The following is a 25851-nucleotide window of genomic DNA, read 5'->3' as shown; positions in this document are numbered from 1 at the left end:
CATTAAACCTGTTTCGCTTTGCAAAGCAAGTGGCCGTAAACTGAAATCAAGGCAGGTTAAAACTTTTGTAGTTTAGCCAGATTAACCATTGCGCGGCTTTCAATCTTGGTTGTGGCTTCCTTGCTGTAGGTCAAACCGCCTGCGATTAATTTGCGCGTAAACACCATATATAGCGATTACACTCCTTAAAATTATCTACATATAGTTTCATGGAGAAGAAATGGCGACGGTGGTGATTAAGCGTGACGGCTGCAGAGTGCCGTTTGATGCGCAGCGGATCGAGGCAGCAGTAAGCGCGGCCGCGCGTGCGGCACAAATCGATGATACGGCATGGTGCGCGCAAGTGGCGGCGCAGGTTAGCCAGCAGCTGGCTGAACAGGCCGAAGTGGATATTCGTGATATTCAGTGCGCGGTGGAAGAGACGCTGATGAGCGGACGCTGGCCGCAGCTGGCACGCGCCTATATCGAATATCGCCATGACCGCGATTTAGCACGCGAGCAACGCGGTAAACTGCATCACGCCATTCGCGGTTTAGTGGAGCAAACCAACGCGGCGCTGCTCAATGAAAACGCCAATAAAGACAGCAAAGTGATCCCAACCCAACGTGACCTGCTGGCCGGCATCGTCGCCAAACATTACGCTCAGCAGCAACTGTTGCCACGCGATGTGGTGCTGGCGCATGAGCGCGGCGACATCCACTATCACGATCTCGACTATTCCCCGTTCTTCCCGATGTTTAACTGCATGCTGATCGATCTACACGGCATGCTGACCAACGGTTTCAAGATGGGCAATGCCGAGATTGAGCCGCCCAAATCGATCGCCACCGCCACAGCGGTCACCGCGCAGATCATCGCGCAGGTCGCCAGCCACATTTATGGCGGCACCACCATCAACCGCATTGATGAAGTGCTGGCACCGTTCGTCACGCTCAGCCTGGAGAAACACCGCGCGGTAGCGCAAGAGTGGCAAATTCCCGATGCCGAAGCCTATGCGCGCGTGCGCACCGAGAAAGAGTGCTACGACGCGTTTCAGTCGCTGGAGTATGAAGTGAACACGCTGCACACCGCCAATGGCCAGACGCCGTTTGTCACCTTTGGCTTTGGCCTCGGCACCGACTGGGCGGCGCGCCTGATCCAGCAATCCATTCTGCGTAACCGCATTGCCGGACTGGGTAAAAATCATAAAACGGCGGTGTTCCCGAAACTGGTGTTTGCTATCCGTGAAGGCGTGAATCGTCGGCCTGGAGAAATTAACTACGATATCAAACAGCTGGCGCTAGAGTGTGCCAGCAAGCGCATGTATCCGGATATCCTCAACTACGAAAAAGTGGTGGAAGTGACCGGTTCGTTTAAAACGCCGATGGGCTGCCGCAGTTTCCTTGGCGTCTACGAGGAGAACGGCGAGCAGATTCACGAAGGCCGCAACAATATCGGCGTCATCAGCCTCAATCTGCCGCGTATCGCGCTGCAAGCCAAAGGCGATGAAGCGCAGTTCTGGCGCTTGCTGGATGAACGTCTGGCGCTGGCGAAACGGGCCTTAATGACGCGTATCGCCCGGCTGGAAAAAACCAAAGCGCGCGTGGCGCCGATTCTGTATATGGAAGGTGCCTGTGGCGTGCGGCTAAAAGCGGATGACGAAGTGGGCACCATTTTCCGCAACGGCCGCGCCTCGATTTCCCTTGGCTATATCGGCCTGCATGAGACGCTGAATGCGCTGAGCGGCAACGAATTACATCCGTATGACGCCGAATACTTGCGGGCAAAAGGTGTGGCGATTGTTACCCATCTGCGTAACGCGGTGGATGCCTGGAAAGCGGAAACCGGCTACGGCTTCAGCTTGTACAGCACGCCGAGCGAGAATTTGTGCGACCGCTTCTGTCGCCTCGATGCCGCCGAATTTGGCGTGGTGGCGGGCGTGACCGATAAAGGGTATTACACCAACAGCTTCCATCTCGACGTTGAGAAGAAGGTCAATCCCTACGACAAGATCGACTTTGAAGCGCCCTATCCCGCCATCGCTAACGGCGGATTCATCTGTTACGGCGAATATCCCAACATCCAGCACAACCTCAAAGCGCTGGAAGACGTCTGGGATTACAGCTATCACCGCGTGCCCTATTACGGCACCAACACGCCGATTGATGAGTGCTACGAATGCGGCTTTAGCGGCGAGTTCAGTTGCACCAGCAAAGGGTTCACCTGCCCATGCTGCGGTAATCACGATCCAGCGCGCGTGTCGGTGACGCGCCGCGTGTGCGGCTATCTCGGCAGCCCGGATGCGCGTCCGTTTAACGCCGGTAAACAGCAAGAAGTGCAGCGGCGCGTTAAACATCTGGAGACAGGAAAGCTGGGATGATGCGCATCCACGGCTATTATCCGGTTGATATCGTTAACGGGCCCGGCACGCGCTGCACACTGTTTGTCGCGGGCTGCGAACATCAGTGTCGCGGCTGCTATAACCAAAGCACGTGGCGCCTGGATTCCGGCGTACCTTTTACGCTGGAGATGGAAGAGCAGCTGATCGCCGATCTTAACGATCGGCGCATTCCGCGTCAGGGCTTGTCGCTGAGCGGCGGCGATCCGCTGCATCCGCATAACGTGCCGCATGTGCGTCGCCTGGTGAAACGCGTGCGACGTGAATGTCCGGATAAGGATATCTGGCTGTGGACCGGCTACGAAATGGCGGAACTCAGTGCGGCGCAGCGCGAAGTGGTGGATGAAATTGATGTGCTGATTGACGGGCGTTTTATCGAAGCGGAAAAAGATGCGCGGCTGCTGTGGCGCGGCAGCCGCAATCAGAAGATTTGGTGGCTACGCCAGCCACAAGGCGAGCACGCCGAGCAGCATGCCGCTGCCTGCCACGCCGATCAGCGCGATCCACAGCGCCCGTGCGGGAAAGGCGCGATGCAACATCAATAACGACGGCACACTCACGGCGGGCAGCGTGACTAACAACGCCAGCGCGGGTGCAACGCCCATGCCCGCCAGCATCATGGTCTGCACAATCGGGATTTCCGCCGCGGTGGGAATCACAAACAGGCAGCCAGCAATCGCCATCAACATCACCCAAAACAGCGTGTTGCCCACCGCGCCATCCGCGTGCGGGAATAGCCAAACGCGGGCGGCACCGAGCAACAATACCGCGATGATATACAACGGAATGGTGTTGCAGAACAGCCGCCACATTACCCACAGCCAGCGCGTCAGAAACGGTTGCTCATCGCGTGCCGGGATAATGGGCGCGGCAACGGTCTGATCCGGCACACTACGCTGCACCAGCCACGCGATGCCCAATACCATCATTAAACCCGCCACCAGCCGAATCGCCGCAAAATTCCAGCTGAGCACAAAACCCATAAAAATCAGCGTGGCAGGATTGAGCAGCGGATTCGCCAGCCAAAACGCCATTGCCGCGCCGCTGGAAACCTGCGACTGACGCAAGCCAGCGGTCACCGGCGCGGCACAGCAGCTGCACATCATGCCTGGCAAACCTAATCCAGTGCCCATTAGCGTCGAGCCAAAGCGCGAGCTGCCCATCAGACGCAGCAGCCAGGCGCGTGGAATCAGCACCTGCACCAGCGATCCGAGGATCACGCCGAGCACCGCCGCTTTCCACACGGCGAGGAAATAGACCATGGCGTAATCGAGCGCTGCGCGCCACGGTGAGTCCGCCGCATTGGCCAAAATTGATTTACCTATTGAGTGCGTTTCGGCGGCAGTAAAGGCTTTGCCGTAATAAGGCTGCCATTTGACATACCACAGACCGATTACCACCACGGCGAGGAACAGCAGCGGTTTCCACCAGGCGAAGCGTGTCGCTGGGAAGTGAGAAGAGAGTTGGGTCATCACAAAATTCCGTATTCAACTGAATAACGATGCCGCGTTGAGATACGCGGCGGATAGGCCTTAGTGTTATTCAGGTCATTTCATTCCGCCATGTGGAAATCGCCTAAACTTGATCCGGGACGGAAATTTACCTCCCGTGAGAATTGCCGACTGGCTTGCGTTTTGCGACATGGCTACCAGGCTTGTTGGGTTAGAAGTGCAACGAACATAAGGTTCGTGATCAACAAGGAGGAAAAAAGATGAGCAAGAAAATAGCGGTACTGATTACCGATGAATTTGAAGACTCAGAGTTTACCTCACCGGCGGAGGCTTACACTCAGGCAGGCCACGAAGTGGTTACCATCGAGTTTAAGGCCGGAAACATCGTCAAAGGTAAACAGGGTAAAGCTGAAGTCAACATCGACAAGTCTATTGATGATGTGAATGCAGCCGAGTTCGATGCGCTGCTGCTGCCCGGCGGACACTCTCCCGATGCTCTGCGCGGTGACGATCGCTTCATCAACTTCACTAAAGAGTTTGTCGCCAGCGGCAAGCCGGTGTTTGCCATTTGCCACGGCCCACAGTTGCTGATCAGCGCGAATGGCGTGCGCGACCGCAAAATGACCAGCGTAAAAGCCATCGCTATCGATCTGCGTAATGCGGGTGCGGATTTTTACGATAAAGAAGTGGTGGTTGATGACAAGTTAGTCACCAGCCGCACGCCTGAAGACCTGCCCGCGTTTAATCGCGAATCGCTGCGGATTTTGAACGCGGCCTGATCTTTTCCCGCATTGAGGTCGCCATAAATGAACTGCACCCCAAATGTTGGACCATAATCTGACATTGATGGAGTGACCCCGAGCCCATAGACAAATCTGCCCTATATTTTGAGCATAGGAGGAGTCTATGGGCACACCACGATTTACCCCTGAGTTTAAAGAAGAAGCAGTCCGCCAGATCACCGAGCGGGGCTATTCCGTCGCCGACGTATCTGAACGCCTGGGCGTCTCGCAACACAGCCTTTATAAATGGATCCGCTCTATAAAACCTGATGCCAGCGGGCACCAGGCGCAGGATCTGCTGGATGCCCGGACGGAGATCCTCCGGTTGAAAGCGCAACTCAAGCGAACTGAGGAGGAGCGGGATATCCTGAAAAAGGCGGCGCGGTACTTTGCAAGGGAGCCCGACTAAAGTACCGCTTCATCAACGATCACCGTCAGGTCTGGTCGATCACACTGATGTGTCGGGTTCTGAAGGTTGCCCGTTCCGGTTTTTACGTCTGGCTCCACTGCCCGGTATCAACTGGAGAGCAGGATAATCAGCGGCTGCTGACGCTTATCCGCGACTCTTATACCCTGAGTGGCGGCGTTTATGGATACCGGCGGGTCCACAGTGACCTGCGAGAAATCGGGGAGGTATGCAGTAAAAACAGGGTAGCGAAAATTATGCGGCAGAACAGAATCAAGGCCGTACATGGCTATAAAATCCCGCGAGGAGCACGGGGACGTCCGTCAGTCATCGCGCCTAACCGGGTACAGCGGGAGTTCACAGTCGTTAAACCGAACCAGGTCTGGGTAACGGATATTACCTACATACGGACCTGGCAGGGCTGGCTGTATCTGGCCGTGGTCATAGACCTGTTTGCCCGCAATGTGGTGGGCTGGTCAATGAAACCCTCACTGTCGCGCGAACTGGCGCTGGATGCTCTTCTGATGGCCGTCTGGCGACGAAGGCCTGAGGAAACCGTTATCGTACACAGCGACCAGGGAAGCCAGTATGGCAGCGATGACTGGCGACGGTTCTGCCAGGCTAATAACCTGTCACCCAGCATGAGCCGGCGCGGCAACTGCTGGGATAATGCAGTGGCAGAATCCTTCTTCAGTTCGCTAAAAAAAGAGCGCATCAGAAAGCGGATCTATAGAACCCGGGACATGGCCCGGGCTGATATCTTTGATTATATCGAAGTGTTCTACAACCGGACCCGACGCCACAGCCACCTGGGAGGCGTCAGTCCAGAGGCCTTCGAAAAGGCCTCGTCGTGAGGACAGCGAATGTCTACGGGAATGGGGTCACTCCATGAAGGTGCAGCTCTATGACAACAAAATATCCCATCGAATTTAAACTCTCGGCCATTCACTATTTTCTTAGCGGCCATGCCGGTATTGATGGAACGGCTAAGCACTTCAGCATTGCCCCTACTAACCTCCGCCGCTGGGTTGCGCGCTATCAGCATCACGGTGAGCAGGCTTTGCTTCCCCGCGGGCACCGGCGTTATTCTTCTGACTTCAGGGTCCAGGTGGCGCATTATGCTCTGGCTCATACCGGTGAGTCATACGCTGCGGTTGCGGCGCGTTTTAATATCAGCTCACACAAAACGGTTGAATCCTGGGTCCGCCAGTACAGCCTTAAAGGTCACTATGCTTTCCCGCCCGAAAACAGCACGCGGAGAACACCAATGTCAGGCAAAGAAAAATCACCAAAACCAGTCGGGTCAATGACGCCGGAAGAGCTGCTTAAGGAGCTCGAATACCTGCGTGCCGAAAACGACTATCTGAAGGTCATGCAGGAGATTATCCTGGAAAAAAAGCGCCGGGAGCGGGAGAAAAAGCCGCAGCCGTGACGCTGCTGCGCACGCGGCATCGCCTGCCGGTGCTGCTGAGCGTATCGCGGCTGCCAAAAAGCACTTTTTTTTATCAGCTTGCCCGCCAGCAGGCAGCGGATAAGTACGCAGAGGTGAAGGCGCTTATCGTCAGGCTGTCAGAGGAGCATCGCAGTGTTTATGGCTACCGGCGCATGGGCTGCCTGCTCAGGCAGCACGGCTGGGCGCTGAGCGGGAAAACCGTGCTGAAGCTGATGTCGGCGCTGGGTCTGCAGTCGCCGGTAAGAAAGAAGAGATACCGGTCCTGTCGCGGGCCCGAGGGGCGGACAGCCGGCAACGTGCTGCAGCGCAACTTCCGGGCACAGGCACCGAACGAGAAGTGGGTAACGGACGTAACGGAGTTCAGCGTTGCGGGTGAAAAATGCTACCTGTCCCCGGTTCTGGACCTGTATAACGGCGAAATCGTGGGCTGGGAAACGGCGCGTAAGCCGCTGATGCCGATGATAAACGGTATGCTGAGCAGAGCCTTACAGCATCTGACGGGCGAGCAGCGTCCGCTTCTTCACAGCGATCAGGGCTGGCAGTATCAGATGCCGGAGTATCAGCGGCGCCTGGCGGAAAACGGGATAAAACAGAGCATGTCGCGCAGAGGAAACTGCCTGGACAACGCGGTGATGGAAAACTTCTTCGGTCATCTGAAGTCGGAAATGTTTTACCTGAAGAAATACCGTGACGTAGAGGAGCTGGAGAAGGACATCGGAGACTATATCCACTTCTGGAATACTAAGCGGATAAAAATGGGGCTGGGTGGGCTGAGTCCGGTAGCGTACAGGACTCAGCATTACGCAGCGCTTTAACTAAACGGTCCAGGTTATGGGGTTCAGTTCATAAATGGCGACCCTACGGCCGGCTCCAGACAATCTTCTTGCCAAAGCCCAGCGCATTGTCGGTCATCTTCACTTCGTCGAGCACGATTTCCCACAGCGGCGCAGTGACTTTCTTCGCCACCGGAAAACGCTTCTGATAGGCGTGACGCGCCAGCGTTTCCCGCTCTCCATTTAACAGCTGGATTACGCCGCGATACTGCACGCCTTTGATCAACAACACGCTTTTCGGCTGGCCATTTACCGTGCCCGCCACGTGAGGATTTGCCTGGATTAATGCGCCATGGCGCGTATCCGGCTCGGTCATCAGCCAGAACGCCATGTTTGCGGCATCAAACACATAGAAGCAGTTGGCGCACCACAGATCGTCGCCGTGGCTGGCAGATAACGACAGCACATGCTGTTTTTTTAAATAACGAATCAGATGAGCATGGTCGGACAAAATCGGACTCCGTGCGGCGAATAGCGATGCGGCCTGAAGCGCGCTACACTGCCTGCCAGCTAATTTTCGAGATGAGTATGATGGAACAAGGCTGGCAGCTCTATCTGCTACAAACCGCCGCAGGCATGCTGTATACCGGCATCACCACCGATGTTAATCGTCGCCTGCAACAGCATCAGCTAGGACGCGGCGCGCGTTCGCTGCGTGGCAAAGGCCCCTTAACGCTGGTGTTTCATTGCGATGCCGGCGATCGCGCTGCCGCGTCACGCCTTGAGTATCAGGTGAAGCAGCTTAGCCGCGCGCAAAAGCTGCTGCTGGTTGCGCAGCAGCCGCCCTGCTTAGTAGCCTGGTTTAGTCGAAACGATTAAACGGTTCGGCGAATTCGATCAGCCCTTCTGCACCGACGAACGCATCGTCTGCCAGTTTGTACACCTGAAAGGCCGCTTCGCTGCCTAACCAACGACAGTGCAAACCATGACGTGCCGCCGGTTCAAAGCCGAGTGGATTGTAGAACTCAGGATCGCCCAACACCACCACGGCGCTGTAGCTGAACTCATTAAGTGAATCCAATCCTTCATACACCAGCTGTTTAGCAAGGCCCTGTTTGCGCACCGATTCATCCACGGCGAGCGGCGCCAACGCTACCCAGTTGCGGTCTTCTCCTTGCAGGGTCACCGGACTGAAAGCGGCATAACCCAGCACCTGACCTTCATCATCCGTGGCAACGACACCAAGAGTCAGCAAGCCATCTTCGCGCAGTTGCTGTATCAGTTCCGCTTCGGCAGCGGTAGCAAAACTGCGCTTTAACAGGCTATCGATGCCTGCTGCATCAACGCCAATTTCAGTACGAATCAACATGAGATCCCCGCGCGCGCCTCAGCGGCCTTCGCGTCCTGTTTCATTCCTGCCTCAATAAAAGCAGCGAGCTGCTGCAATCCCGTGCGTAATGGCGTGGGCATGGCATCCAGTTCAATGGCATCCATTAGGTTTTTCACCTCAAGTCCCAGCTCCGTGTCACCTTCAATCACCAAACGGCGTTGAAAGAACAACATATCGGGATCCGCTTTGCGTGCTGCCACCAGCAACAGATCGTTGGCTTCACCACGAAACCAGACATCAGCCTCGGTGTCGCGCGAAACGGTCAGGCGCCCTGCTTGCAGGGTGGTGATCCAGCGCAGATTCACATCGGCAACCTCGATCCCCAGATAACGCCCTTCCAGAAAGTCTAACTCACCTTCGGACAAAGCATGACGAAATTGCCAGTTTAGGAGTTGTTGCAGAATAGCTTTTTTTAGCGGGAAAGGGGTAATGGAAACGGGTAAAGCAAGGAATTCTGGGCCTTTTTCCACAATCAGACCGCGTAAGCGCGCAAACATTATCGATATTCCCTTCAGAAAATTTCATCTATTTTGCCACATCTGACCGACGTCGCCTCCACTGAGATCAAGGAAATCGCCACCTGTCTGGACGAAAAAGCTTCACTCCCGATCATCAATGCCGCTTTCACTGCCTTAAATCAACATTGCTGTCCGGTCAGTTATTTACACTCTTCGGCTTCAGAATCCGGGGAGGAAAATCTATGGAACTGCTGTGTCCGGCGGGGAATTTGCCTGCGCTGAAATCGGCGGTGGAGCATGGTGCTGATGCGGTGTATGTCGGCCTGAAAGACGATACCAATGCCCGCCACTTTGCTGGCCTCAATTTTACCGATAAGAAACTGGCTGAAGCCGCGCGCTATCTGCATCAGCATCGCCGCAAACTGCATGTGGCCATCAACACCTTCGCCCATCCTGATGGGATGAATCGCTGGCAAAGCGCGATTGATGTTGCCGCTCAGAACGGCGCGGATGCGCTGATTCTGGCGGATATTGCCACGCTGGAGTACGCGGCCAAGCGCTACCCGCAGGTTGAGCGTCATCTTTCGGTACAAGCCTCCGCCACCAATCTGCAGGCCATTCATTTTTATCATCGTCACTTTCAACTTAGCCGCGTTGTGCTGCCGCGCGTGCTCTCGATGCATCAGGTCAAACAGCTGGCGCGAGAAACGCCGGTGCCGCTGGAAGTGTTCGCCTTCGGTAGTCTGTGCATTATGGCCGAAGGCCGCTGCTATCTCTCATCCTGGCTGACCGGCGAGTCGCCTAACAGCGCAGGCGCATGCTCGCCAGCGAAATTTGTCCGCTGGCAACAGACGCCCAAGGGCATGGAATCACGCCTGAATGAAGTGCTGATTGATCGCTACGCGCCCGACGAGAGTGCGGGCTATCCCACATTGTGCAAGGGCCGTTATGAAGTGGATAACCAGCGCTATCATGTACTGGAAGAACCCACCAGCCTGAACACCTTGTCGCTGCTGCCTGAACTGCTGCGCGCCAACATTGCCTCGGTGAAAATTGAAGGCCGTCAGCGCAGCCCGGCGTATGTGGCGCAGGTGGCAAAAGTGTGGCGTCAGGCCATCGATCGCTGCATGGCATCGCCTGAGCAGTATGTCGTGCAGGCCCCCTGGATGCAGGCGCTGGGCGAGTTATCAGAAGGCAGCCAAACCACGCTCGGTGCTTATCACCGCGACTGGCAATAAGGAGATCGCATGAAATACGCCATCGGGCCGGTGCTGTGGTACTGGCCAACAGAAACGCTGGAAACCTTTTATCAACGCGCCGCCGAGAGCAGTGCCGAAATCATCTATCTCGGCGAAGCGGTGTGCAGCAAGAGACGCGCGACGTCGTTTAATCAATGGATGGAGATTGCGCGCATGCTGGCGCTGCAAGGTAAGCAAGTGGTGCTGAGTACGCTGGCACTGCTGCAGTCACCCTCGGAAGTTAAGGAGCTGCGACGCTATGTCGAGAACGGTGAGTTTCTGCTGGAAGCCAATGACATCGGCACCGTGAACATGGTAGCAGAGCGCAAATTGCCGTTTGTCGCCGGACCAACCCTCAACGTGTATAACGCGCAAACGCTGCAACTGTTACTGCAAGAAGGCATGACGCGCTGGTGCATTCCAGTGGAGATGTCCCGCGACTGGCTGATTCAGTTGCTGCAACAGTGCGATGCGGCGGGTGTGCGCCAGCAATTTGAGGTGGAAGTGCTTGGTTATGGCCATCTGCCGCTGGCGTTGTCAGCGCGCTGCTTTACCGCACGCGCCGAGAATCGTGGCAAAGATGATTGCCAAACCTGCTGCATCAATTATCCCACTGGCCGCCGCGTGCTTTCACAGGAAGGCCAGCAGGTGTTTGTCCTCAATGGTATTCAGACCATGAGCGGCTATTGCTACAACCTCGGCAATGATTTGAGCGGCATGCATAACTGGATCGACATTGTGCGTCTGTCGCCACAGGGCGAAAGCACGCTCGCCGAAGTGGATCGCTTCCGCGCCAACGAAGCCGGTCAGGCCCCGCTGATGATGGCGCGCGGCAGCGACTGCAACGGATATTGGCGTCGCCTGGCCGGGATGGCGCTTGAAGGCGAGCGGTAAAGGCACATTCCGGCTATATTCCTGCGGTTATTAGCAGTTTTAATATGGGTAACGATGAGTAATACTCACAAGCGCAGGTCCGACTAAACACCTGCGCCATCCCTATTTGGAGTGCCCATGTCTGAGAAAAAAACTGTTCGCCTGTCCGTGTTGGATCTGGCGCCTATTCCACAAGGTTCCGCTGCACGCGATGCGTTCCATAATTCGCTGGCGCTGGCCCGTCAATCTGAAGCGCTAGGTTTCCACCGCTACTGGCTGGCTGAACACCATAATATGACGGGGATTGCCAGCGCCGCGACCGCAGTACTGATCGGCTATTTAGCCGCCAATACCGAAACGCTGCGCCTCGGCTCAGGCGGTATCATGCTGCCCAACCATGCGCCGCTGGTGATCGCCGAACAGTTTGGTACCCTCGAATCACTCTATCCTGGCCGTATCGATTTGGGACTGGGCCGCGCGCCCGGTTCGGACCAACGCACCATGCTGGCGTTGCGCCGTCATCTTTCCAGCGCCCAGGCAGATAGCTTCCCGGAAGATGTTTCTGAACTGATTCGCTGGTTTGACGCCGAAGAGGGTGAACATCCGCCAGTTCAACCGGTACCGGGTTTAGGATTGAAAATTCCGGTGTGGCTGCTCGGTTCCAGTTTGTATAGCGCGCAATTGGCCGCACAGCTTGGTTTGCCGTTTGCGTTTGCCTCGCATTTCGCGCCCGATCTGCTGTTCCAGGCGCTGCATATTTACCGTGAGAAATTCAAACCTTCGGCGCGTCTGGCGAAGCCGTATGCGATGGTGTGCGTCAACGTGGTGGCGGCCGACAGCGAGCGTGATGCGCGCTTCCTGTTCACCTCGATGCAGCAGCAGTTTATTAATCTGCGTCGCGGCAAACCGGGTCCGCTGCCCGCGCCGGTGGAGAACATGGATAATCTGTGGTCACCGTCCGAGCAATATGGCGTGCAGCAGGCGCTGAGCATGTCGATTGTCGGCGATAGCGATAAAGTGCGCAGCGGCCTCGCCGCGTTGATGCGTGAAACCCAGGCGGATGAAATTATGGTTAACGGCCAGATTTACGATTCGCAGGCGCGTCTGCGCTCCTTCGCGCTGGCAATGGAAGCGGCACGCACGCTGTAAACCTCATTGCGGTGGGTTCACCCACTCTGCACCCACCGCAATGGTTCGCGCGTCACGCGCCGGTGACTGGCCGTGAAAACGGCTGTATTCGCGACTGAACTGCGAAGCACTTTGATAACCCACCCGATAACCCGCCGTTCCGGCATCCAGCTTCTCAATCAACATCAAACGCCGCGCTTCGTTGAGCCGTAGCTGCTTTTGATACTGCATCGGCGTCATCGCCGTTACCGCTTTAAAGTGATGATGCAGCGACGAAATACTCATTCCCACGCTGCTCGCCAGATGATCCATTTTCAATGGATGGTGAAAGTTTTCCCGTAGCCAGCGTGCGGCACGCGCCACTTTGTTGCCTGGCCGCTCCGTCAACGCCATGTTGAGAATGCGCGGTCCTTCTGGCCCGGTCAGCAGACGATAGAAAATCTCCTGCTCAATTAACGGTGCCAGCGCGGCAATGTCCTGCGGATGATCCAGCAACGCCACCAAACGCATCACTGCATCCACCAACGGCGGCGCAACTTTATGCACGGCGATACCGCGCTCGCTAACCGCCGTGCTGCCGAGATGATGGTGTGGAAAGTGTTCCAGATAACGCATCAGACGCGTTTCGTTGATGGTGATGCCCACGCCGAGATTCGGCTTCTCTGGCGTCGCCATGACCACGCAGGATTGCACCGGCATATCGAGCGTCACCAGCAGTAAATCGCCCGGCCCGTAATGCATCACTTCATCGCCCATGCGCAGCGCTTTTTGCCCCTGCGCGATCAGGGCAAAACTGGCCCAGGTCGCCACATGCGCCAAACTGGTGGGCTGAGAGCTGCGGCCGAAAGAGAGAAAATCGATTGGGCAATAGTGACGACCATCCTGCGGCGCGTGGCGGGCAATGATTGCCACCAACTGCTGCCATTGTTCCTGATGAATCATGCGTTCTGCGCTCCGCGATAAGAAATCACTGAGTTGATATTCTCGCTTGTCGCTGGCTTTGCGCCTAGTCCTTGAGCAGCAGATTTGCAGGATCGTGCAAGAAGCTTGCAGGATTGCGCTACCGCCCGATTGTATGGACAGCGCATGCTTTATCTTCCCCGAAATCTCAGGTGGAGAGACACGATGAAAACACTTGAAGGCAAAATTGCGCTGGTGACGGGCGCTTCGAAAGGCATTGGTGCCGCTATCGCCATGACTTTCGCGGCGGCCGGTGCTCGGGTGGTGGTGAATTATCTTCAGGACGAAGTGGGTGCGGCGGATGTGGTGACCGACATCCAGGCGCTGGGTAGCGACGCCATTGCCGTCCAGGCTGATATCTCACGCGAGGCCGATGTGCAGCGCCTGTTCGCTAGCAGCATTGAGCAGTTTGGCGTACCCGATATTGTAGTGAATAACGCCGGCATTTTTCACCACGGTGACTTTGCCGACCTTAGCATCAGCGAAATGCAGCAGCAGCTGAATGTGAATCTGCTGGGCACCTTGCTGGTGTGTCAGCAGGCGGCAAAACATTTCCCCGCACGCGGCGGTTCCATCATCAATCTAAGCGCCTTAAATAGCCAACGCAGCACGCCCGGTTCGGTGCTGTGGGCGGCAACTAAAGGCGCGATCGATACCTTAACGCAAGGCCTCGCACGCGAGCTTGGGCCACGCAATATTCGCGTCAATGCGTTAGCACCCGGCATTATTTTGACCGAAGGTTTGCTGGCGGTGAAGAAGATGCATCCGGAGTTGAAAGCACAGCTGATTGCCGCTACCCCACTTGGACGCTTTGGCTTGCCGGAAGATGTGGCGCAAGTCGCGCTGTTTCTGGCATCGGAAGAGGCGGCATATGTTAGTGGTGAACGCGTGCTGATTGCCGGCGGCGTGTAAACTTTACTTTCCACAGGCATAAAAAAGGGACGCATCAGCGTCCCTTTTTACTTTCAGCGTTTAACGCTTATGCGTCACGACGACGTGGTGCAGCTGCGCCTTCTGGACGTGGGCCACGGCCACCTTCACGGCTGAAGCGTCCGCCTTCGCGGCCACCTTCACGACGCTCGGAGAAGCGACGTGGAGCGCCTTCGCCACGTGGAGCACCCTCACCGCGCGGTGCGCCATTGCCACGACGTTCGCCGCCAGCAGATGGACGACGTTCGCTACGCTCGTGCACTGGTGCATCACCCATCAGCTGCATATTCATCGGCTTGTTCAGAATACGCGTACGCGTGAAGTGCTGCAGTACTTCGCCCGGCATGCCTTTCGGCAGCTCGATAGTTGAGTGAGTGCCGAACAGCTTGATGTTACCGATGTAACGGCTGCTGATGTCGCCTTCGTTAGCGATCGCGCCCACGATGTGACGAACTTCAACACCATCATCGCGGCCTACTTCGATGCGGTACAGCTGCATTTCGCCAACGTCACGACGTTCACGACGTGGACGATCGCCATCGCGGCTGTCACGGCTTTCGCGTGGACCACGAGAATCACGTGAATCGCGACGCTCACCACGGTCAGGACGATCGCTGAACTCACGACGCGCTGGACGCGGTGCTTCTGGTGGCAGAATCAGTGGACGTTCGCCCTGAGCCATTTTCAGCAGTGCTGCGGCCAGCGTTTCGATATCCAGATCTTCGCCCGGCTGCATTTTGCTCAGCAGTGCGCGGTACTGGTCCAGATCGCTGCTTTCCAGCTGCTGCTGTACTTTAGCTGCGAACTTAGCCAGACGGCGCTCACCCAGCAGTTCTGCGTTTGGCAGCTCAACTTCTGGAATGGTCAGCTTCATGGTGCGTTCGATGTTGCGCAGCAGACGACGCTCGCGGTTCTCAACGAACAGCAGCGCACGACCTGCACGACCTGCACGGCCGGTACGACCGATACGGTGAACGTAAGACTCTGCATCCATTGGGATATCAAAGTTTACGACCAGGCTGATACGCTCAACGTCCAGACCACGTGCAGCAACGTCGGTCGCGATCAGGATGTCGAGACGACCATCTTTCAAACGCTCCAGCGTCTGCTCACGCAGTGCCTGGTTCATGTCACCGTTCAGTGCTGCGCTGTTGTAACCGCTGCGCTCCAGCGCTTCGGCCACTTCCAGCGTGGCATTTTTGGTACGCACGAAGATGATAGCTGCATCGAAATCTTCTGCTTCCAGGAAGCGAACCAGCGCGTCAGTTTTACGGCCGTAAGCGGTCCAGTAAGACTGAGAAATGTCTGGGCGCGTAGTCAGGCTTGACTGGATGCGCACTTCCTGTGGATCTTTCATGAAGCGCTTAGTAATACGACGAATCGCTTCTGGCATGGTTGCTGAGAACAGCGCGGTCTGATGACCGTCTGGAATCTGCGCCATGATGGTTTCAACGTCTTCGATGAAGCCCATACGCAGCATTTCATCAGCTTCGTCCAGCACCAGACCGCGCAGGTTAGACAGATCTAACGTGCCACGCTTCAGGTGATCCAGCAGACGACCAGGCGTACCCACAACAACTTGTGGTCCCTGACGCAGTGCGCGCAGCTGTACGTCATAACGTTGGCCACCGTACAGGGCTACAACGTTAATGCCACGCATGTGTTTAGAGAATTCTGTGACGGCTTCAGCAACCTGTACCGCCAATTCGCGGGTCGGTGCCAGCACCAAAATTTGCGGTGCTTTAACAGTAGGATCAATGTTGTTTAGCAGCGGCAGTGAGAAAGCCGCGGTTTTACCACTACCGGTCTGCGCCATACCCAACACGTCACGGCCAGCCAGCAGGTGAGGAATACACTCAGCCTGGATTGGAGAAGGCTTTACGTAGCCCATACCGTTCAGTGATTCGAGGATGTCGGCGTTCAGGCCAAGGTCAGCAAAAGTGGTTTGAATATCAGTCATGTAGTACACGTGCCTCTTAGATTGCGGCGGCCAGTCTACATAACTCGTCGTGAAAACTTTCAGTAATTTTCATCAAAAAGTGTGAACCGGCTCAAATTAGAAGTTTTGACGAACAGAAAAGCCCTCATCTCTGAAGATGATGACTTTACAGGAATTCAGGCAATAAAAGTTCGTCAGCTATTGCTGGTCAGATTCTGATAAATCGTCTTGTGTCTGGCCGAGTTGCGCCAGTTCCAACAATGCGTATCGGTGCTCAACAAAGTTGTTTACGTTGTTGGCCACCGCCAGTTTGAACAACGCTTTCGCGTCGTCCTTCTCCCCCAGACTTAGGTAGTACTTACCTAAATAGAAGTTGGTTTCACTGAGATGTTCAGCGAGCGAGGTGTTATCCGTTGCGTCCGCCTTGAGACGTTCCATCAGCGTTTTTTCACTGATGTCGCCAAGGTAGAACTCGACAATATTCCATCCCCATTGATCACGAACCGCTTTGTCATGACGCTGTCTCAGCGTAACTTTTGCCTTGTCGGCATCCAGATCGCTTTCAACGAGATAGAGCCAAAGGCTGCGGAATGGATCGTTAGGATCGTCTTGATAAAACGCCAGCAGATCATCTTGCGCTAACTTGTATCGACCGCCGTAATAGAGGGCGATACCACGGTTTAAATGCGCATAGTTGTAAGTTGGATCAAGCTCAAGTACAGAATCAAACGCTTCATAGGCAGCATCAAAATTGCCTGCCTGCGTTAAGTATATACCGAGATAATTAAATACCTCAGGCATATCTGGTCTTATAGACAGCGCTTGCGAAAAATCGTTCCGCGCTAGTGCCCTCAGACCCAAACTATCATACAACACTCCGCGCTCATATAATAGCTGTGCGCGTTCATCATCGGTCAGGGCACGACTGGCAAGAATTTGTTCCATGCGCGCCAGGATCACCTCTTGCTGCAGTGTGGGCTGCAAAGGTACTGCCAGAACTTCGTTCTTACGCCAATTGGAGTTGCTGCATCCTGCCAGCGTGATAGCTGTCGCAACAAAACACCAGCGCAAAAAAGGCTTCATTTCCCACTCCCGAATACAAACATTGGGACAACCATCCTGTCATCCTCCTGCTGTGCACAAGGATTCCCGCCCTCGCGATGATCTAAACACCTCTCCCCGCAAAGCAGGGAGAGGTAAATCGGTAAACGCTTACTCGGCGTCAGATGCATCAGATGCAGCGGTAGCAACTTCTTCCGCTGGTTTCTGCTCTGTCGCTTCTTTGATGCTCAGGCGTACACGGCCCTGACGGTCCACTTCCATGACTTTCACTGGAACTTCCTGGCCCATCTGCAGATAGTCGGTTACTTTCTCTACGCGCTTATCGGCGATCTGAGAGATGTGAACCAAACCTTCTTTACCGCCGCCGATTGCCACAAAGGCACCGAAATCAACGATACGTGTCACTTTACCTGAGTAAATGCGGCCAACTTCGATCTCAGCAGTGATCTCTTCGATACGACGAATGGCTTCTTTGGCTTTCAGGCTATCAGTTGCAGCGATCTTCACGGTGCCGTCATCTTCGATTTCGATGGTGGTGCCGGTTTCTTCGGTCAGCGCACGGATAACCGAGCCGCCTTTACCGATGACATCTTTGATCTTGTCTGAACTGATTTTGATGGTGTAAATGCGCGGCGCGAATTCAGAGATTTCCTGACGCGGCGTGCTGATTGCCTGTTCCATCACGTTCAGGATGTGCAGACGCGCACCTTTAGCTTGGTTCAGAGCAACCTGCATGATTTCGCGGGTGATGCCTTCGATTTTGATATCCATCTGCAGCGCAGTAATACCATCGCGGCTACCTGCTACTTTGAAGTCCATGTCACCAAGGTGATCTTCGTCACCCAGGATGTCAGACAGAACCACAAAGTTGTCGGCTTCTTTCACCAGACCCATCGCAATACCGGCTACGGCTGCTTTGATCGGTACACCAGCGTCCATCAGTGCCAGAGAAGCACCGCACACGGAAGCCATTGAAGAAGAACCGTTAGATTCGGTGATTTCTGAAACCACACGCACGGTGTATGGGAAGTCAGCTTGCTTAGGCATGACTGCCAGCACGCCACGCTTTGCCAGACGACCATGACCAATCTCACGACGCTTCGGTGAGCCAACCATACCGGTTTCGCCCACGCAGTATGGAGGGAAGTTGTAGTGGAACAGGAAGCTATCAGTACGCTCGCCCATCAACTCATCCAGATTCTGCGCATCACGTGCGGTACCCAGCGTTGCGGTAACCAGCGCCTGCGTTTCACCACGGGTGAACAGTGATGAACCGTGCGTACGTGGCAGTACGCCAGTGCGCACGTCCAGACCACGAATCATGTCTTTCTCACGGCCATCGATACGCGGTTCGCCACGAATGATGCGGCTACGAACAACGCTCTTCTCAAGGTCGTGTACGATGTCAGCGATATCGCCAGCATCCAGCGTTTCATCTTCAGCCTGCAGTGCCGCGATGGTCGCGTCTTTCACTGCGCCAACCTGAGTGTAACGCTCTTGCTTATCAGTGATGCGATAGGCATCGCTGATGCCCGCTTCTGCCAGTGCAGTAATGCGTGCGATCAGTGCATCGTTCGTTGGCAGTGGCTGCCAATCCCAACGTGGTTTGCCGGCTTCGGCAACCAGTGCATTGATGTTTTCGATAACGATCTGCTGCTGGTCGTGACCATATACCACAGCGCCCAGCATCTGCTCTTCAGTCAGGATGTCAGCTTCTGATTCCACCATCAGCACCGCGTTCTGGGTACCGGCAACAACCAGGTTCAGACGTGATTCGTTGATTTCATCAGCAGTTGGGTTCAGTACGTACTGGTCATTGATATAACCGACGCGCGCTGCGCCGATTGGACCATTGAACGGCAGGCCAGACAGAGCCAATGCAGCAGATGCACCGATCATCGCAACGATGTCTGGGTTAACCTGTGGGTTAACAGAAACCACGGTCGCAATAACCTGAACTTCGTTAATGAAGCCTTCCGGGAACAGCGGACGAACTGGACGGTCAATCAGGCGTGAGATCAGGGTTTCGCCTTCGCTTGGACGGCCTTCACGACGGAAGAAGCTACCCGGGATACGACCAGCAGCGTAAGTACGCTCCTGATAGTTAACCGTCAGCGGGAAGAAATCCTGACCTGGTTTCGTTTTTTTCTGGCCAACAACGGTAACGAATACAGCAGTGTCATCCATGCTCACCATTACTGCAGCGGTAGCCTGGCGCGCCATCATGCCGGTTTCCAGCGTGACGGTATGCTGACCATATTGGAATTTGCGTACGATCGGGTTCAGCAAAATTTAAGTCCTTAAATTCAGGGGCGCAGCCCATTCTGGCGCGCCGGGGATTACCGATCTTCAGTTGCATCCTCGCGACTAATGACAACCTTAACCGCCCATGCGGTAAAGCCTCTCATTAGCCGCGCGAACCTCTGCAAGCAAAGATCACTCTCTGCAACAATACATGAGTTTGGTCCGGATTGCTGCGGATTGCTCGAAAAAAGGGGCCATAAAGGCCCCCTTTTCGCGAAACTCGCACAAATCTGATCGTCAGATGCGTTTTTTTGCATTGTGCATGCGCTACACCCTTGATCAGATTCTTCAGACTTAGCGACGCAGACCCAGGCTTTCGATCAGACCGGTGTAGCGAGCAACGTCTTTACGCTTCAGGTAGTCCAGCAGCTTACGACGCTGAGATACCATGCGCAGCAGACCGCGACGGCTGTGGTGATCTTTCTTGTGCTCAGAGAAGTGACCCTGCAGGTGGTTAATCTGAGCAGTCAGCAGAGCAACCTGAACTTCAGTTGAACCGCTGTCGTTGGTACCACGACCGTATTTAGCAACGATCTCTGCTTTAGCTTCTACGCTTAGAGACATAATAAACTCCAGTAAATAATGAATGTATGGGTGCCGATCTCTAATTCAGCAGCCCGCTTTTAAAGCCGCGCCATTCTACTCTTCGCCTGATAGCAACGCAAATGCGCCGTTAGGTCAAATGCGAGAGGATTGATTACGCAGGAAATTCTACCACCAGACGACGCGGCGCCACGCGCCCATCCTCGGCAATTTCGGCCATACCAATGAATTTGTGCTCATCACCTTCAGTCACGCGCACCAATCCTTGTTCCGGCGCATCCGCCACCTGAACCGGCATACCCTGTTTGAAATACGCCGCCACCGCGGGCAGCAAATTCACAATCGGGAACTCTTCTGCCGGGCTGTCCATCGGCAGCAATAGCGCATCAAGCGCGCTGTAATCTGGCGTTTCCGCCATGTTGACGGTAGCCGCCACGTCCTGCAGCTGCTCGAGCGTCACCATTCTTTCGATCGGATAACGCGCCACTTGCAGACGACGCAGCATGATAACGTGCGCACCGCAGCCAAGCCGCTCACCGAGATCATCGATGATAGTGCGGATGTAAGTGCCTTTAGAGACGTGAATCTCCAACTCCAGCTCATCCCCTTCCCAGCGAATAAACTGCAGCTCAAACACTTTGATCGGGCGCGCTTCACGCGGCACGGTAATGCCTTCACGAGCGTACTCGTACAGTTTGCGTCCCTGATACTTCAGCGCGGAGAACATGGTCGGCACCTGCATGGTGTCGCCACGAAAATAGTCCAGCGCCGCATCCAGTGCTGCCTGATCAAAAGTAATCGGACGCGTCTCAACAATATTACCGTCGGCATCAGACGTATCGGTGCGTTCACCCAGGCGAGCAATGACGCGATAGCGCTTGTCAGAATCGAGCAGATACTGCGAAAACTTGGTGGCTTCGCCGAGGCAAACCGGCAGCATGCCGGTCGCCAGCGGATCGAGGGCGCCGGTGTGGCCCGCTTTGTTCGCATTGAACAGACGTTTTACTTTCTGCAGCACATCATTGGAAGATGCGCCTTGATGCTTATCCAACAGAAACACACCGTGGACGTCGCGACCGCGACGACGAGGACGACTCATTAGTCCTCCTTGTCATCTTCCGCCGGGCTATCGCCACGGCGCTCAACATCGCTCTTAATGACGTTGCTGACCAGGTTCGACATGCGCATACCTTCGATCAGCGAGTTGTCGTAGAAGAAGGTCAGCTCCGGCACGATACGCAAGCGCATCGCTTTGCCTACCAGCGTACGGATATAGCCAGAAGCTTCTTTCAGCGCCTTCAGGCCGTTTTGTACCGCTTCTTCATCTTTGTCATTCAAAAAGGTCACAAACACCTTGGCATAGGCGAGATCGCGCGACACTTCAACGCCCGAAACTGTCACCATCATACCGAGACGTGGATCTTTAATTTCGCGCTGCAGGATGATTGCAATCTCTTTCTGCAACTCCTGAGAAACGCGCTGTGGGCGGCCAAATTCTTTTGCCATTATTTCTTTCTCCCAAATAATTCGGGAGGCCAGAGGCCTCCCAAATTGCAACACATCAAATGATGATCAATCGATGGTGCGTTTAATTTCAATCACTTCGAACACTTCGATCATATCGCCAACGCGAACGTCGTTGTAGTTCTTCACGCCGATACCACATTCCATGCCGTTACGAACTTCGTTAACGTCATCTTTGAAGCGGCGCAGAGATTCCAGCTCGCCTTCATAGATAACCACGTTGTCACGCAGAACGCGGATTGGGTTGTGACGTTTGATGTTACCTTCGGTGACCATACAGCCCGCGATGGCACCAAACTTCGGTGATTTGAACACGTCACGTACCGCAGCCAGACCGATAATCTGCTGTTTGAACTCTGGCGCCAGCATACCGCTCATCGCTGCTTTCACTTCGTCGATCAGATTATAGATGACGGAGTAGTAACGCAGGTCAACGTTTTCAGCGTCAATCACGCGGCGAGCAGATGCATCAGCACGCACGTTGAAGCCGAGGATGATAGCGTTGGATGCTGCAGCCAGGGTTGCGTCGGTTTCGGTGATACCACCTACGCCTGAACCGATGATGCGCACTTTCACTTCGTCGGTAGAGAGTTTCAGCAGCGAATCAGAGATCGCTTCGACAGAACCCTGTACGTCAGATTTCAGTACGATGTTCAGCTCAGACACTTCGCCTTCAGTCATGTTGGCGAACATGTTCTCCAACTTAGACTTCTGCTGACGCGCCAGCTTAACTTCACGGAATTTGCCCTGACGATACAGTGCAACTTCACGCGCTTTCTTCTCATCACGTACGACAGTCGCTTCATCACCTGCTGCCGGCACACCGGACAGACCCAGGATTTCCACTGGAATGGATGGACCCGCTTCCAGTACTTCACGACCCAGTTCGTCACGCATCGCACGTACACGGCCGTATTCGAAGCCGCACAGCACGATATCGCCTTTGTTCAGCGTACCTTCACGTACCAGCACGGTAGCAACCGGACCACGACCTTTGTCGAGGAACGATTCAATTACCACGCCGCTCGCCATACCTTCACGGATAGCTGAGAGTTCCAGTACTTCTGCTTGCAGCAGAATCGCATTCAACAGGTCGTCAATACCGGTACCGGCTTTAGCAGAGACGTTAACGAACATGTTCTCACCGCCCCACTCTTCCGGAAGAATTCCGTATTGGGTCAGTTCGTTCTTAACGCGGTCTGGATCAGCATCTGGCTTATCGATTTTGTTGACCGCAACAACCACTGGCACACCGGCTGCTTTCGCATGCTGGATAGCTTCAACGGTCTGAGGCATCACGCCATCGTCTGCAGCCACAACCAGGATAACGATATCCGTGGCCTGCGCACCACGAGCACGCATTGCGGTAAACGCGGCGTGTCCCGGGGTATCGAGGAAGGTGATCATACCGTTGTCAGTTTCAACGTGGTAAGCACCGATATGCTGGGTAATACCGCCCGCTTCGCCTGATGCCACTTTCGTTGAACGAATGTAGTCAAGCAGAGAGGTTTTACCGTGGTCAACGTGACCCATGATGGTAACGACCGGAGCACGAGACTCTTGCGCAGCATCGGTATCACGATCGTCCATTACCGCTTCTTCCAGCTCATTCTCGCGGCGCAGGATCACTTTGTGACCCATCTCTTCCGCGACCATCTGAGCGGTTTCTTGATCGATAACCTGGTTGATGGTCGCCATGGCGCCCATCTTCATCATCGCTTTAACGACCAGAGAACCTTTAATCGCCATTTTGTTGGCCAGTTCAGCAACGGTGATGGTTTCACCGATGACAACATCGCGGTTAACAGCCTGAGCTGGCTTGTTGAAGCCCTGCTGCAGGGTGCTTGGCTTACGATGTTTGCCACCTTTGCCGCCACGAACCTGCGCACGCGCTTCTTCGCGATCGGTTTTGGCTTCAGAATGCTTGTTGCCTTTCTTCACCGGGCGAGCAGCTTTGGTAGTGCGAGCACGTGCACGGCCAGCTTCTACCTGGCGATCGTTCTCGTCTTCTGCCTGACGGGCGTGAGTTGAGGTAGTGACGTGATAGTCGCCTTTATCCTCTTCTTCAGGTTTGGCCCATTCAGCGGCTTTTTCTTCAGCCAGGCGGCGGGCTTCTTCAGCCACGCGGCGCGCATCTTCTTCCAGCTTACGGCGTGCTTCTTCTTCTGCTTTACGTTTCAGTTCGGCAGCTTCTGCTTCACGACGGGCTTTATCAGACTGCGCAGCCTTGGCTACTACGTCGGTAGGTTGATTAGTCAATTTCTCTTTTTCCGCTGCTTCACGTTTGGCCTTGTCAGCGGCTTCGCGCTTGGCTTTATCTTCGGCTTCACGTTGCGCTTTCTGTTCAGCTTCGCGACGGGCTTGTTCTTCCGCCTCGCGACGCGCCTGCTCTTCCGCTTCACGCTGCGCCTCGGCTTCCGCTTCTGCCTGAGCTTGCTCAGACTCTGCATCGCCTTTCACGTATGTGCGCTTTTTGCGGACTTCAATTTGTACCGACTTACTTTTACCCCCGGTGACGGGAATATTCAAGGTGCTGCGCGTCTTGCGCTGCAAAGTCAGCTTGCTTGAACCGGTCTGACCGTGCTCACGATTTAGGTGAGACAGTAAGGTTTCTTTCTCTTGCTGGGACACCGCATCGTTCTCAGACTTACGGATCCCTGCATCAGCAAATTGCTGTACCAGGCGATCGACCGGGGTCTGAATTTCGGCGGCCAGCGATTTTACGGTTACATCTGTCATGCTGTTCCTTCCTGTTATTACGCGTCATCGCCGAACCAGCAGATATTACGTGCAGCCATAATCAGCGCACCGGCTTTCTCGTCATCCAGCCCTTCAATATCTGTCAGATCGTCAACACCTTGCTCAGCGAGATCTTCCAGCGTGCAAACGCCTTTCGCCGCCAGGCGATACGCCAGCGCACGATCCAAGCCCTCAAGATTCAGAAGATCCTCAGCGGGCTCCTGATTACCAAGGCTCTCTTCTTTCGCTAATGCCAGGGTAGTTAACGCATTTTTTGCTCGTTCACGCAGGGCTTCAATGGTCTCTTCATCGAGGCCGTCGATTTCCAGCAGCTCGTTGATTGGCACATAAGCCAATTCTTCCAGCGAAGAGAAGCCCTCTTCCACCAGAATGGTGGCGAACTCTTCGTCGATGTCGAGATGTTTGGTGAACATATCGATCGCTGCATGGGCTTCAGCTTGGTGCTTGGCCTGCAGATCATCGACGGTCATCACGTTCAGTTCCCAACCGCTCAGTTGGGAAGCCAGACGCACGTTTTGGCCATTACGGCCGATCGCCTGAGCCAGATTGCCGGCTTCAACAGCGATATCCATGGTGTGATTGTCTTCATCCACCACAATTGACGCCACATCGGCTGGCGCCATGGCGTTGATAACGAACTGCGCCGGGTTGTCGTCCCACAGCACAATGTCGATACGCTCGCCACCCAGCTCGCTCGAAACCGCCTGGACACGCGCACCGCGCATACCGACGCAAGCGCCCACTGGATCAATACGTTTATCGTTGGTTTTCACCGCGATTTTGGCGCGTGAACCCGGATCGCGCGCTGCCGCTTTGATCTCGATAACTTCTTCGCCAATTTCTGGCACCTCAATGCGGAACAATTCGATCAGCATCTCTGGCTTCGAGCGGGTGACAAACAGCTGCGCGCCACGCGCTTCAGGGCGAACGGCGTACAGCACACCGCGGATACGGTCACCTGGACGGAAGTTTTCACGCGGCAGCATGTCTTCACGCACAATCACGGCTTCAGCATTGCTGCCGAGGTCCAGTGAAATGTTGTCACGGTTCACTTTCTTCACCACGCCGGTGATGATTTCGCCTTCGTGTTGACGGAACTGATCAACCACCATCGCGCGCTCAGCTTCACGTACTTTTTGTACGATAACCTGCTTAGCAGTTTGGGTGGTGATACGGTCGAAGGTGACAGATTCAATCTGATCTTCGACAAATTCGCCCAGATTGAACGCTTCGTCTTCATAACGAGCTGCATCCAGCGTGATCTCGCGAGTCGGCTGCGTGACTTCTTCCACAATCTGCCAGCGACGGAAGGTGTCGAAATCGCCGCTGCGGCGATCGATGCTGACACGCACTTCGATCTCTTGCTCATACTTCTTTTTGGTCGCAGTGGCCAAAGCGCTCTCCAGCGCTTCGAAGATTTTCTCACGCGGCAGGGCTTTTTCGTTAGAAACGGCTTCTACTACAGCTAAGATCTCTTTGTTCATCCTGGTTAGCCTCAAT

Annotated in this window: 24 protein-coding genes; 10 read left to right on the top strand and 14 right to left on the bottom strand. The window is 55.0% G+C overall.

Annotated elements, in window-relative coordinates:
* Positions 1–220: 220 nt before the first annotated feature.
* Together nrdD and nrdG are read left to right on the top strand one after the other, a co-directional pair.
* Positions 221–2359, top strand: a complete 2139-nt coding sequence (nrdD, locus tag AC6I8A_RS03090; RefSeq protein WP_497818021.1) for an anaerobic ribonucleoside-triphosphate reductase — start codon at positions 221–223, stop codon at positions 2357–2359.
* The gene (gene nrdG, locus AC6I8A_RS03085) at positions 2356–2922 is read left to right on the top strand and encodes an anaerobic ribonucleoside-triphosphate reductase-activating protein (RefSeq protein WP_256698299.1); all 567 of its coding nucleotides are present in this window, start codon (positions 2356–2358) and stop codon (positions 2920–2922) included. Before nrdD ends, nrdG begins: the two co-directional genes overlap by 4 nt.
* Here nrdG and AC6I8A_RS03080 read toward each other — a convergent pair.
* A complete protein-coding gene (locus AC6I8A_RS03080; RefSeq protein ID WP_256698298.1) occupies positions 2815–3849 on the bottom strand; it encodes a permease in 1035 nt (344 codons plus the stop codon). The genes nrdG and AC6I8A_RS03080 overlap by 108 nt on opposite strands.
* 239 nt (positions 3850–4088) lie before the next feature.
* Between AC6I8A_RS03080 and AC6I8A_RS03075 the strand changes: the two genes are divergently transcribed.
* The 3 genes from AC6I8A_RS03075 (at position 4089) to AC6I8A_RS03065 (ending at position 7284) form a co-directional block, all read left to right on the top strand.
* The gene (locus AC6I8A_RS03075; protein WP_256698297.1) at positions 4089–4607 is read left to right on the top strand and encodes a type 1 glutamine amidotransferase domain-containing protein; all 519 of its coding nucleotides are present in this window, start codon (positions 4089–4091) and stop codon (positions 4605–4607) included.
* A gap of 127 nt (positions 4608–4734) precedes the next feature.
* A protein-coding gene (locus tag AC6I8A_RS03070) for an IS3 family transposase (RefSeq protein WP_256698600.1) occupies positions 4735–5870 on the top strand; the annotation gives its coding sequence in 2 pieces (ribosomal slippage) (positions 4735–4990 and positions 4990–5870; 1137 coding nt in all).
* 50 nt (positions 5871–5920) lie between these two features.
* Positions 5921–7284 (top strand): IS3 family transposase gene (locus tag AC6I8A_RS03065; protein WP_497817907.1). Its coding sequence is split into 2 segments (ribosomal slippage): positions 5921–6416 and positions 6416–7284, totalling 1365 coding nucleotides; the frame shifts between segments, so codons are not numbered across the junction.
* A 43-nt stretch (positions 7285–7327) separates the two neighbouring features.
* On the opposite strand, the gene AC6I8A_RS03060 is transcribed toward AC6I8A_RS03065, so the two are convergent.
* A complete protein-coding gene (locus tag AC6I8A_RS03060; protein WP_265300887.1) occupies positions 7328–7753 on the bottom strand; it encodes a YhbP family protein in 426 nt (141 codons plus the stop codon).
* 80 nt (positions 7754–7833) lie between these two features.
* Here AC6I8A_RS03060 and AC6I8A_RS03055 point away from each other — a divergent pair, with 80 nt between their 5' ends.
* Positions 7834–8121 carry a GIY-YIG nuclease family protein gene (locus tag AC6I8A_RS03055; RefSeq protein WP_061718453.1) on the top strand — a complete coding sequence of 96 codons (288 nt, stop codon included), beginning with the start codon at positions 7834–7836 and terminating at the stop codon, positions 8119–8121.
* Here AC6I8A_RS03055 and AC6I8A_RS03050 read toward each other — a convergent pair.
* Positions 8105–8611 (bottom strand): GNAT family N-acetyltransferase, encoded by a 507-nt coding sequence (locus AC6I8A_RS03050; RefSeq protein ID WP_061718238.1) that lies wholly within the window; start codon positions 8609–8611, stop codon positions 8105–8107. The genes AC6I8A_RS03055 and AC6I8A_RS03050 overlap by 17 nt on opposite strands.
* On the bottom strand, positions 8605–9129 hold the full coding sequence (ubiT, locus tag AC6I8A_RS03045) for a ubiquinone anaerobic biosynthesis accessory factor UbiT (protein ID WP_036648365.1): 525 nt from the start codon (positions 9127–9129) through the stop codon (positions 8605–8607). The genes AC6I8A_RS03050 and ubiT overlap by 7 nt, the downstream gene beginning before the upstream one ends.
* A gap of 203 nt (positions 9130–9332) precedes the next feature.
* Between ubiT and ubiU the strand changes: the two genes are divergently transcribed.
* The 3 genes from ubiU to AC6I8A_RS03030 all read left to right on the top strand — a co-directional run bounded on the left by ubiU (position 9333) and on the right by AC6I8A_RS03030 (position 12350).
* Complete coding sequence (gene ubiU, locus AC6I8A_RS03040) at positions 9333–10328, top strand: ubiquinone anaerobic biosynthesis protein UbiU (protein ID WP_479486568.1); 996 nt, start codon at positions 9333–9335, stop codon at positions 10326–10328.
* A gap of 9 nt (positions 10329–10337) precedes the next feature.
* Positions 10338–11222, top strand: coding sequence for a U32 family peptidase (locus tag AC6I8A_RS03035; protein ID WP_497818020.1), 885 nt, complete (start codon positions 10338–10340; stop codon positions 11220–11222).
* A 117-nt stretch (positions 11223–11339) separates the two neighbouring features.
* Complete coding sequence (locus tag AC6I8A_RS03030; protein WP_265300879.1) at positions 11340–12350, top strand: luciferase-like monooxygenase; 1011 nt, start codon at positions 11340–11342, stop codon at positions 12348–12350.
* A gap of 3 nt (positions 12351–12353) precedes the next feature.
* On the opposite strand, the gene AC6I8A_RS03025 is transcribed toward AC6I8A_RS03030, so the two are convergent.
* Entirely contained in the window at positions 12354–13271 is a 918-nt protein-coding gene (locus AC6I8A_RS03025) for an AraC family transcriptional regulator (RefSeq protein ID WP_265300877.1), read from the bottom strand.
* Between the two features lie 183 nt (positions 13272–13454).
* On the opposite strand from AC6I8A_RS03025, the gene AC6I8A_RS03020 reads away from it, so the two are divergent.
* Entirely contained in the window at positions 13455–14201 is a 747-nt protein-coding gene (locus AC6I8A_RS03020; protein WP_497818019.1) for an SDR family NAD(P)-dependent oxidoreductase, read from the top strand.
* Positions 14202–14268: 67 nt separating this feature from the next.
* Here AC6I8A_RS03020 and AC6I8A_RS03015 read toward each other — a convergent pair whose 3' ends face one another.
* From AC6I8A_RS03015 to nusA, 9 genes are all read right to left on the bottom strand, one after another.
* Complete coding sequence (locus AC6I8A_RS03015) at positions 14269–16179, bottom strand: DEAD/DEAH family ATP-dependent RNA helicase (protein ID WP_008104286.1); 1911 nt, start codon at positions 16177–16179, stop codon at positions 14269–14271.
* A 16-nt stretch (positions 16180–16195) separates the two neighbouring features.
* The gene (yrbN, locus tag AC6I8A_RS03010) at positions 16196–16252 is read right to left on the bottom strand and encodes a protein YrbN (protein WP_139810663.1); all 57 of its coding nucleotides are present in this window, start codon (positions 16250–16252) and stop codon (positions 16196–16198) included.
* A gap of 104 nt (positions 16253–16356) precedes the next feature.
* A complete protein-coding gene (gene nlpI / locus AC6I8A_RS03005; RefSeq protein WP_497818018.1) occupies positions 16357–17241 on the bottom strand; it encodes a lipoprotein NlpI in 885 nt (294 codons plus the stop codon).
* Positions 17242–17370: 129 nt separating this feature from the next.
* Positions 17371–19509 carry a polyribonucleotide nucleotidyltransferase gene (pnp, locus tag AC6I8A_RS03000; RefSeq protein ID WP_497818017.1) on the bottom strand — a complete coding sequence of 713 codons (2139 nt, stop codon included), beginning with the start codon at positions 19507–19509 and terminating at the stop codon, positions 17371–17373.
* Between the two features lie 309 nt (positions 19510–19818).
* Positions 19819–20088 (bottom strand): 30S ribosomal protein S15, encoded by a 270-nt coding sequence (rpsO, locus tag AC6I8A_RS02995; protein WP_036620269.1) that lies wholly within the window; start codon positions 20086–20088, stop codon positions 19819–19821.
* Between the two features lie 133 nt (positions 20089–20221).
* Positions 20222–21166, bottom strand: coding sequence for a tRNA pseudouridine(55) synthase TruB (truB, locus tag AC6I8A_RS02990; RefSeq protein ID WP_293796694.1), 945 nt, complete (start codon positions 21164–21166; stop codon positions 20222–20224).
* Entirely contained in the window at positions 21166–21573 is a 408-nt protein-coding gene (gene rbfA, locus AC6I8A_RS02985) for a 30S ribosome-binding factor RbfA (protein WP_007886693.1), read from the bottom strand. Before rbfA ends, truB begins: the two co-directional genes overlap by 1 nt.
* A gap of 66 nt (positions 21574–21639) precedes the next feature.
* Positions 21640–24330, bottom strand: coding sequence for a translation initiation factor IF-2 (gene infB / locus AC6I8A_RS02980; RefSeq protein ID WP_256698284.1), 2691 nt, complete (start codon positions 24328–24330; stop codon positions 21640–21642).
* 17 nt (positions 24331–24347) lie between these two features.
* Complete coding sequence (gene nusA, locus AC6I8A_RS02975; RefSeq protein ID WP_008104302.1) at positions 24348–25835, bottom strand: transcription termination factor NusA; 1488 nt, start codon at positions 25833–25835, stop codon at positions 24348–24350.
* Between the last annotated feature and the right edge of the window lie 16 nt (positions 25836–25851).

Source organism: Pantoea sp. X-Soil-ISGK-275, from assembly GCF_059730795.1.
This window is presented reverse-complemented; position numbering and strand designations above follow the sequence as displayed.

Bases quoted from the DNA above. Each gene is read 5' to 3' on its own strand.
- nrdD (WP_497818021.1), top strand. From the start codon at position 221: ATGGCGACGGTGGTGATTAAGCGTGACGGCTGCAGAGTGCCGTTTGAT.
- nrdG (WP_256698299.1), top strand. From the start codon at position 2,356: ATGATGCGCATCCACGGCTATTATCCGGTTGATATCGTTAACGGGCCC.
- AC6I8A_RS03080 (WP_256698298.1), bottom strand. From the start codon at position 3,849: ATGACCCAACTCTCTTCTCACTTCCCAGCGACACGCTTCGCCTGGTGG.
- AC6I8A_RS03075 (WP_256698297.1), top strand. From the start codon at position 4,089: ATGAGCAAGAAAATAGCGGTACTGATTACCGATGAATTTGAAGACTCA.
- AC6I8A_RS03055 (WP_061718453.1), top strand. From the start codon at position 7,834: ATGGAACAAGGCTGGCAGCTCTATCTGCTACAAACCGCCGCAGGCATG.
- AC6I8A_RS03050 (WP_061718238.1), bottom strand. From the start codon at position 8,611: ATGTTGATTCGTACTGAAATTGGCGTTGATGCAGCAGGCATCGATAGC.
- ubiT (WP_036648365.1), bottom strand. From the start codon at position 9,129: ATGTTTGCGCGCTTACGCGGTCTGATTGTGGAAAAAGGCCCAGAATTC.
- ubiU (WP_479486568.1), top strand. From the start codon at position 9,333: ATGGAACTGCTGTGTCCGGCGGGGAATTTGCCTGCGCTGAAATCGGCG.
- AC6I8A_RS03035 (WP_497818020.1), top strand. From the start codon at position 10,338: ATGAAATACGCCATCGGGCCGGTGCTGTGGTACTGGCCAACAGAAACG.
- AC6I8A_RS03030 (WP_265300879.1), top strand. From the start codon at position 11,340: ATGTCTGAGAAAAAAACTGTTCGCCTGTCCGTGTTGGATCTGGCGCCT.
- AC6I8A_RS03025 (WP_265300877.1), bottom strand. From the start codon at position 13,271: ATGATTCATCAGGAACAATGGCAGCAGTTGGTGGCAATCATTGCCCGC.
- AC6I8A_RS03020 (WP_497818019.1), top strand. From the start codon at position 13,455: ATGAAAACACTTGAAGGCAAAATTGCGCTGGTGACGGGCGCTTCGAAA.
- AC6I8A_RS03015 (WP_008104286.1), bottom strand. From the start codon at position 16,179: ATGACTGATATTCAAACCACTTTTGCTGACCTTGGCCTGAACGCCGAC.
- nlpI (WP_497818018.1), bottom strand. From the start codon at position 17,241: ATGAAGCCTTTTTTGCGCTGGTGTTTTGTTGCGACAGCTATCACGCTG.
- rpsO (WP_036620269.1), bottom strand. From the start codon at position 20,088: ATGTCTCTAAGCGTAGAAGCTAAAGCAGAGATCGTTGCTAAATACGGT.
- truB (WP_293796694.1), bottom strand. From the start codon at position 21,166: ATGAGTCGTCCTCGTCGTCGCGGTCGCGACGTCCACGGTGTGTTTCTG.
- rbfA (WP_007886693.1), bottom strand. From the start codon at position 21,573: ATGGCAAAAGAATTTGGCCGCCCACAGCGCGTTTCTCAGGAGTTGCAG.
- infB (WP_256698284.1), bottom strand. From the start codon at position 24,330: ATGACAGATGTAACCGTAAAATCGCTGGCCGCCGAAATTCAGACCCCG.
- nusA (WP_008104302.1), bottom strand. From the start codon at position 25,835: ATGAACAAAGAGATCTTAGCTGTAGTAGAAGCCGTTTCTAACGAAAAA.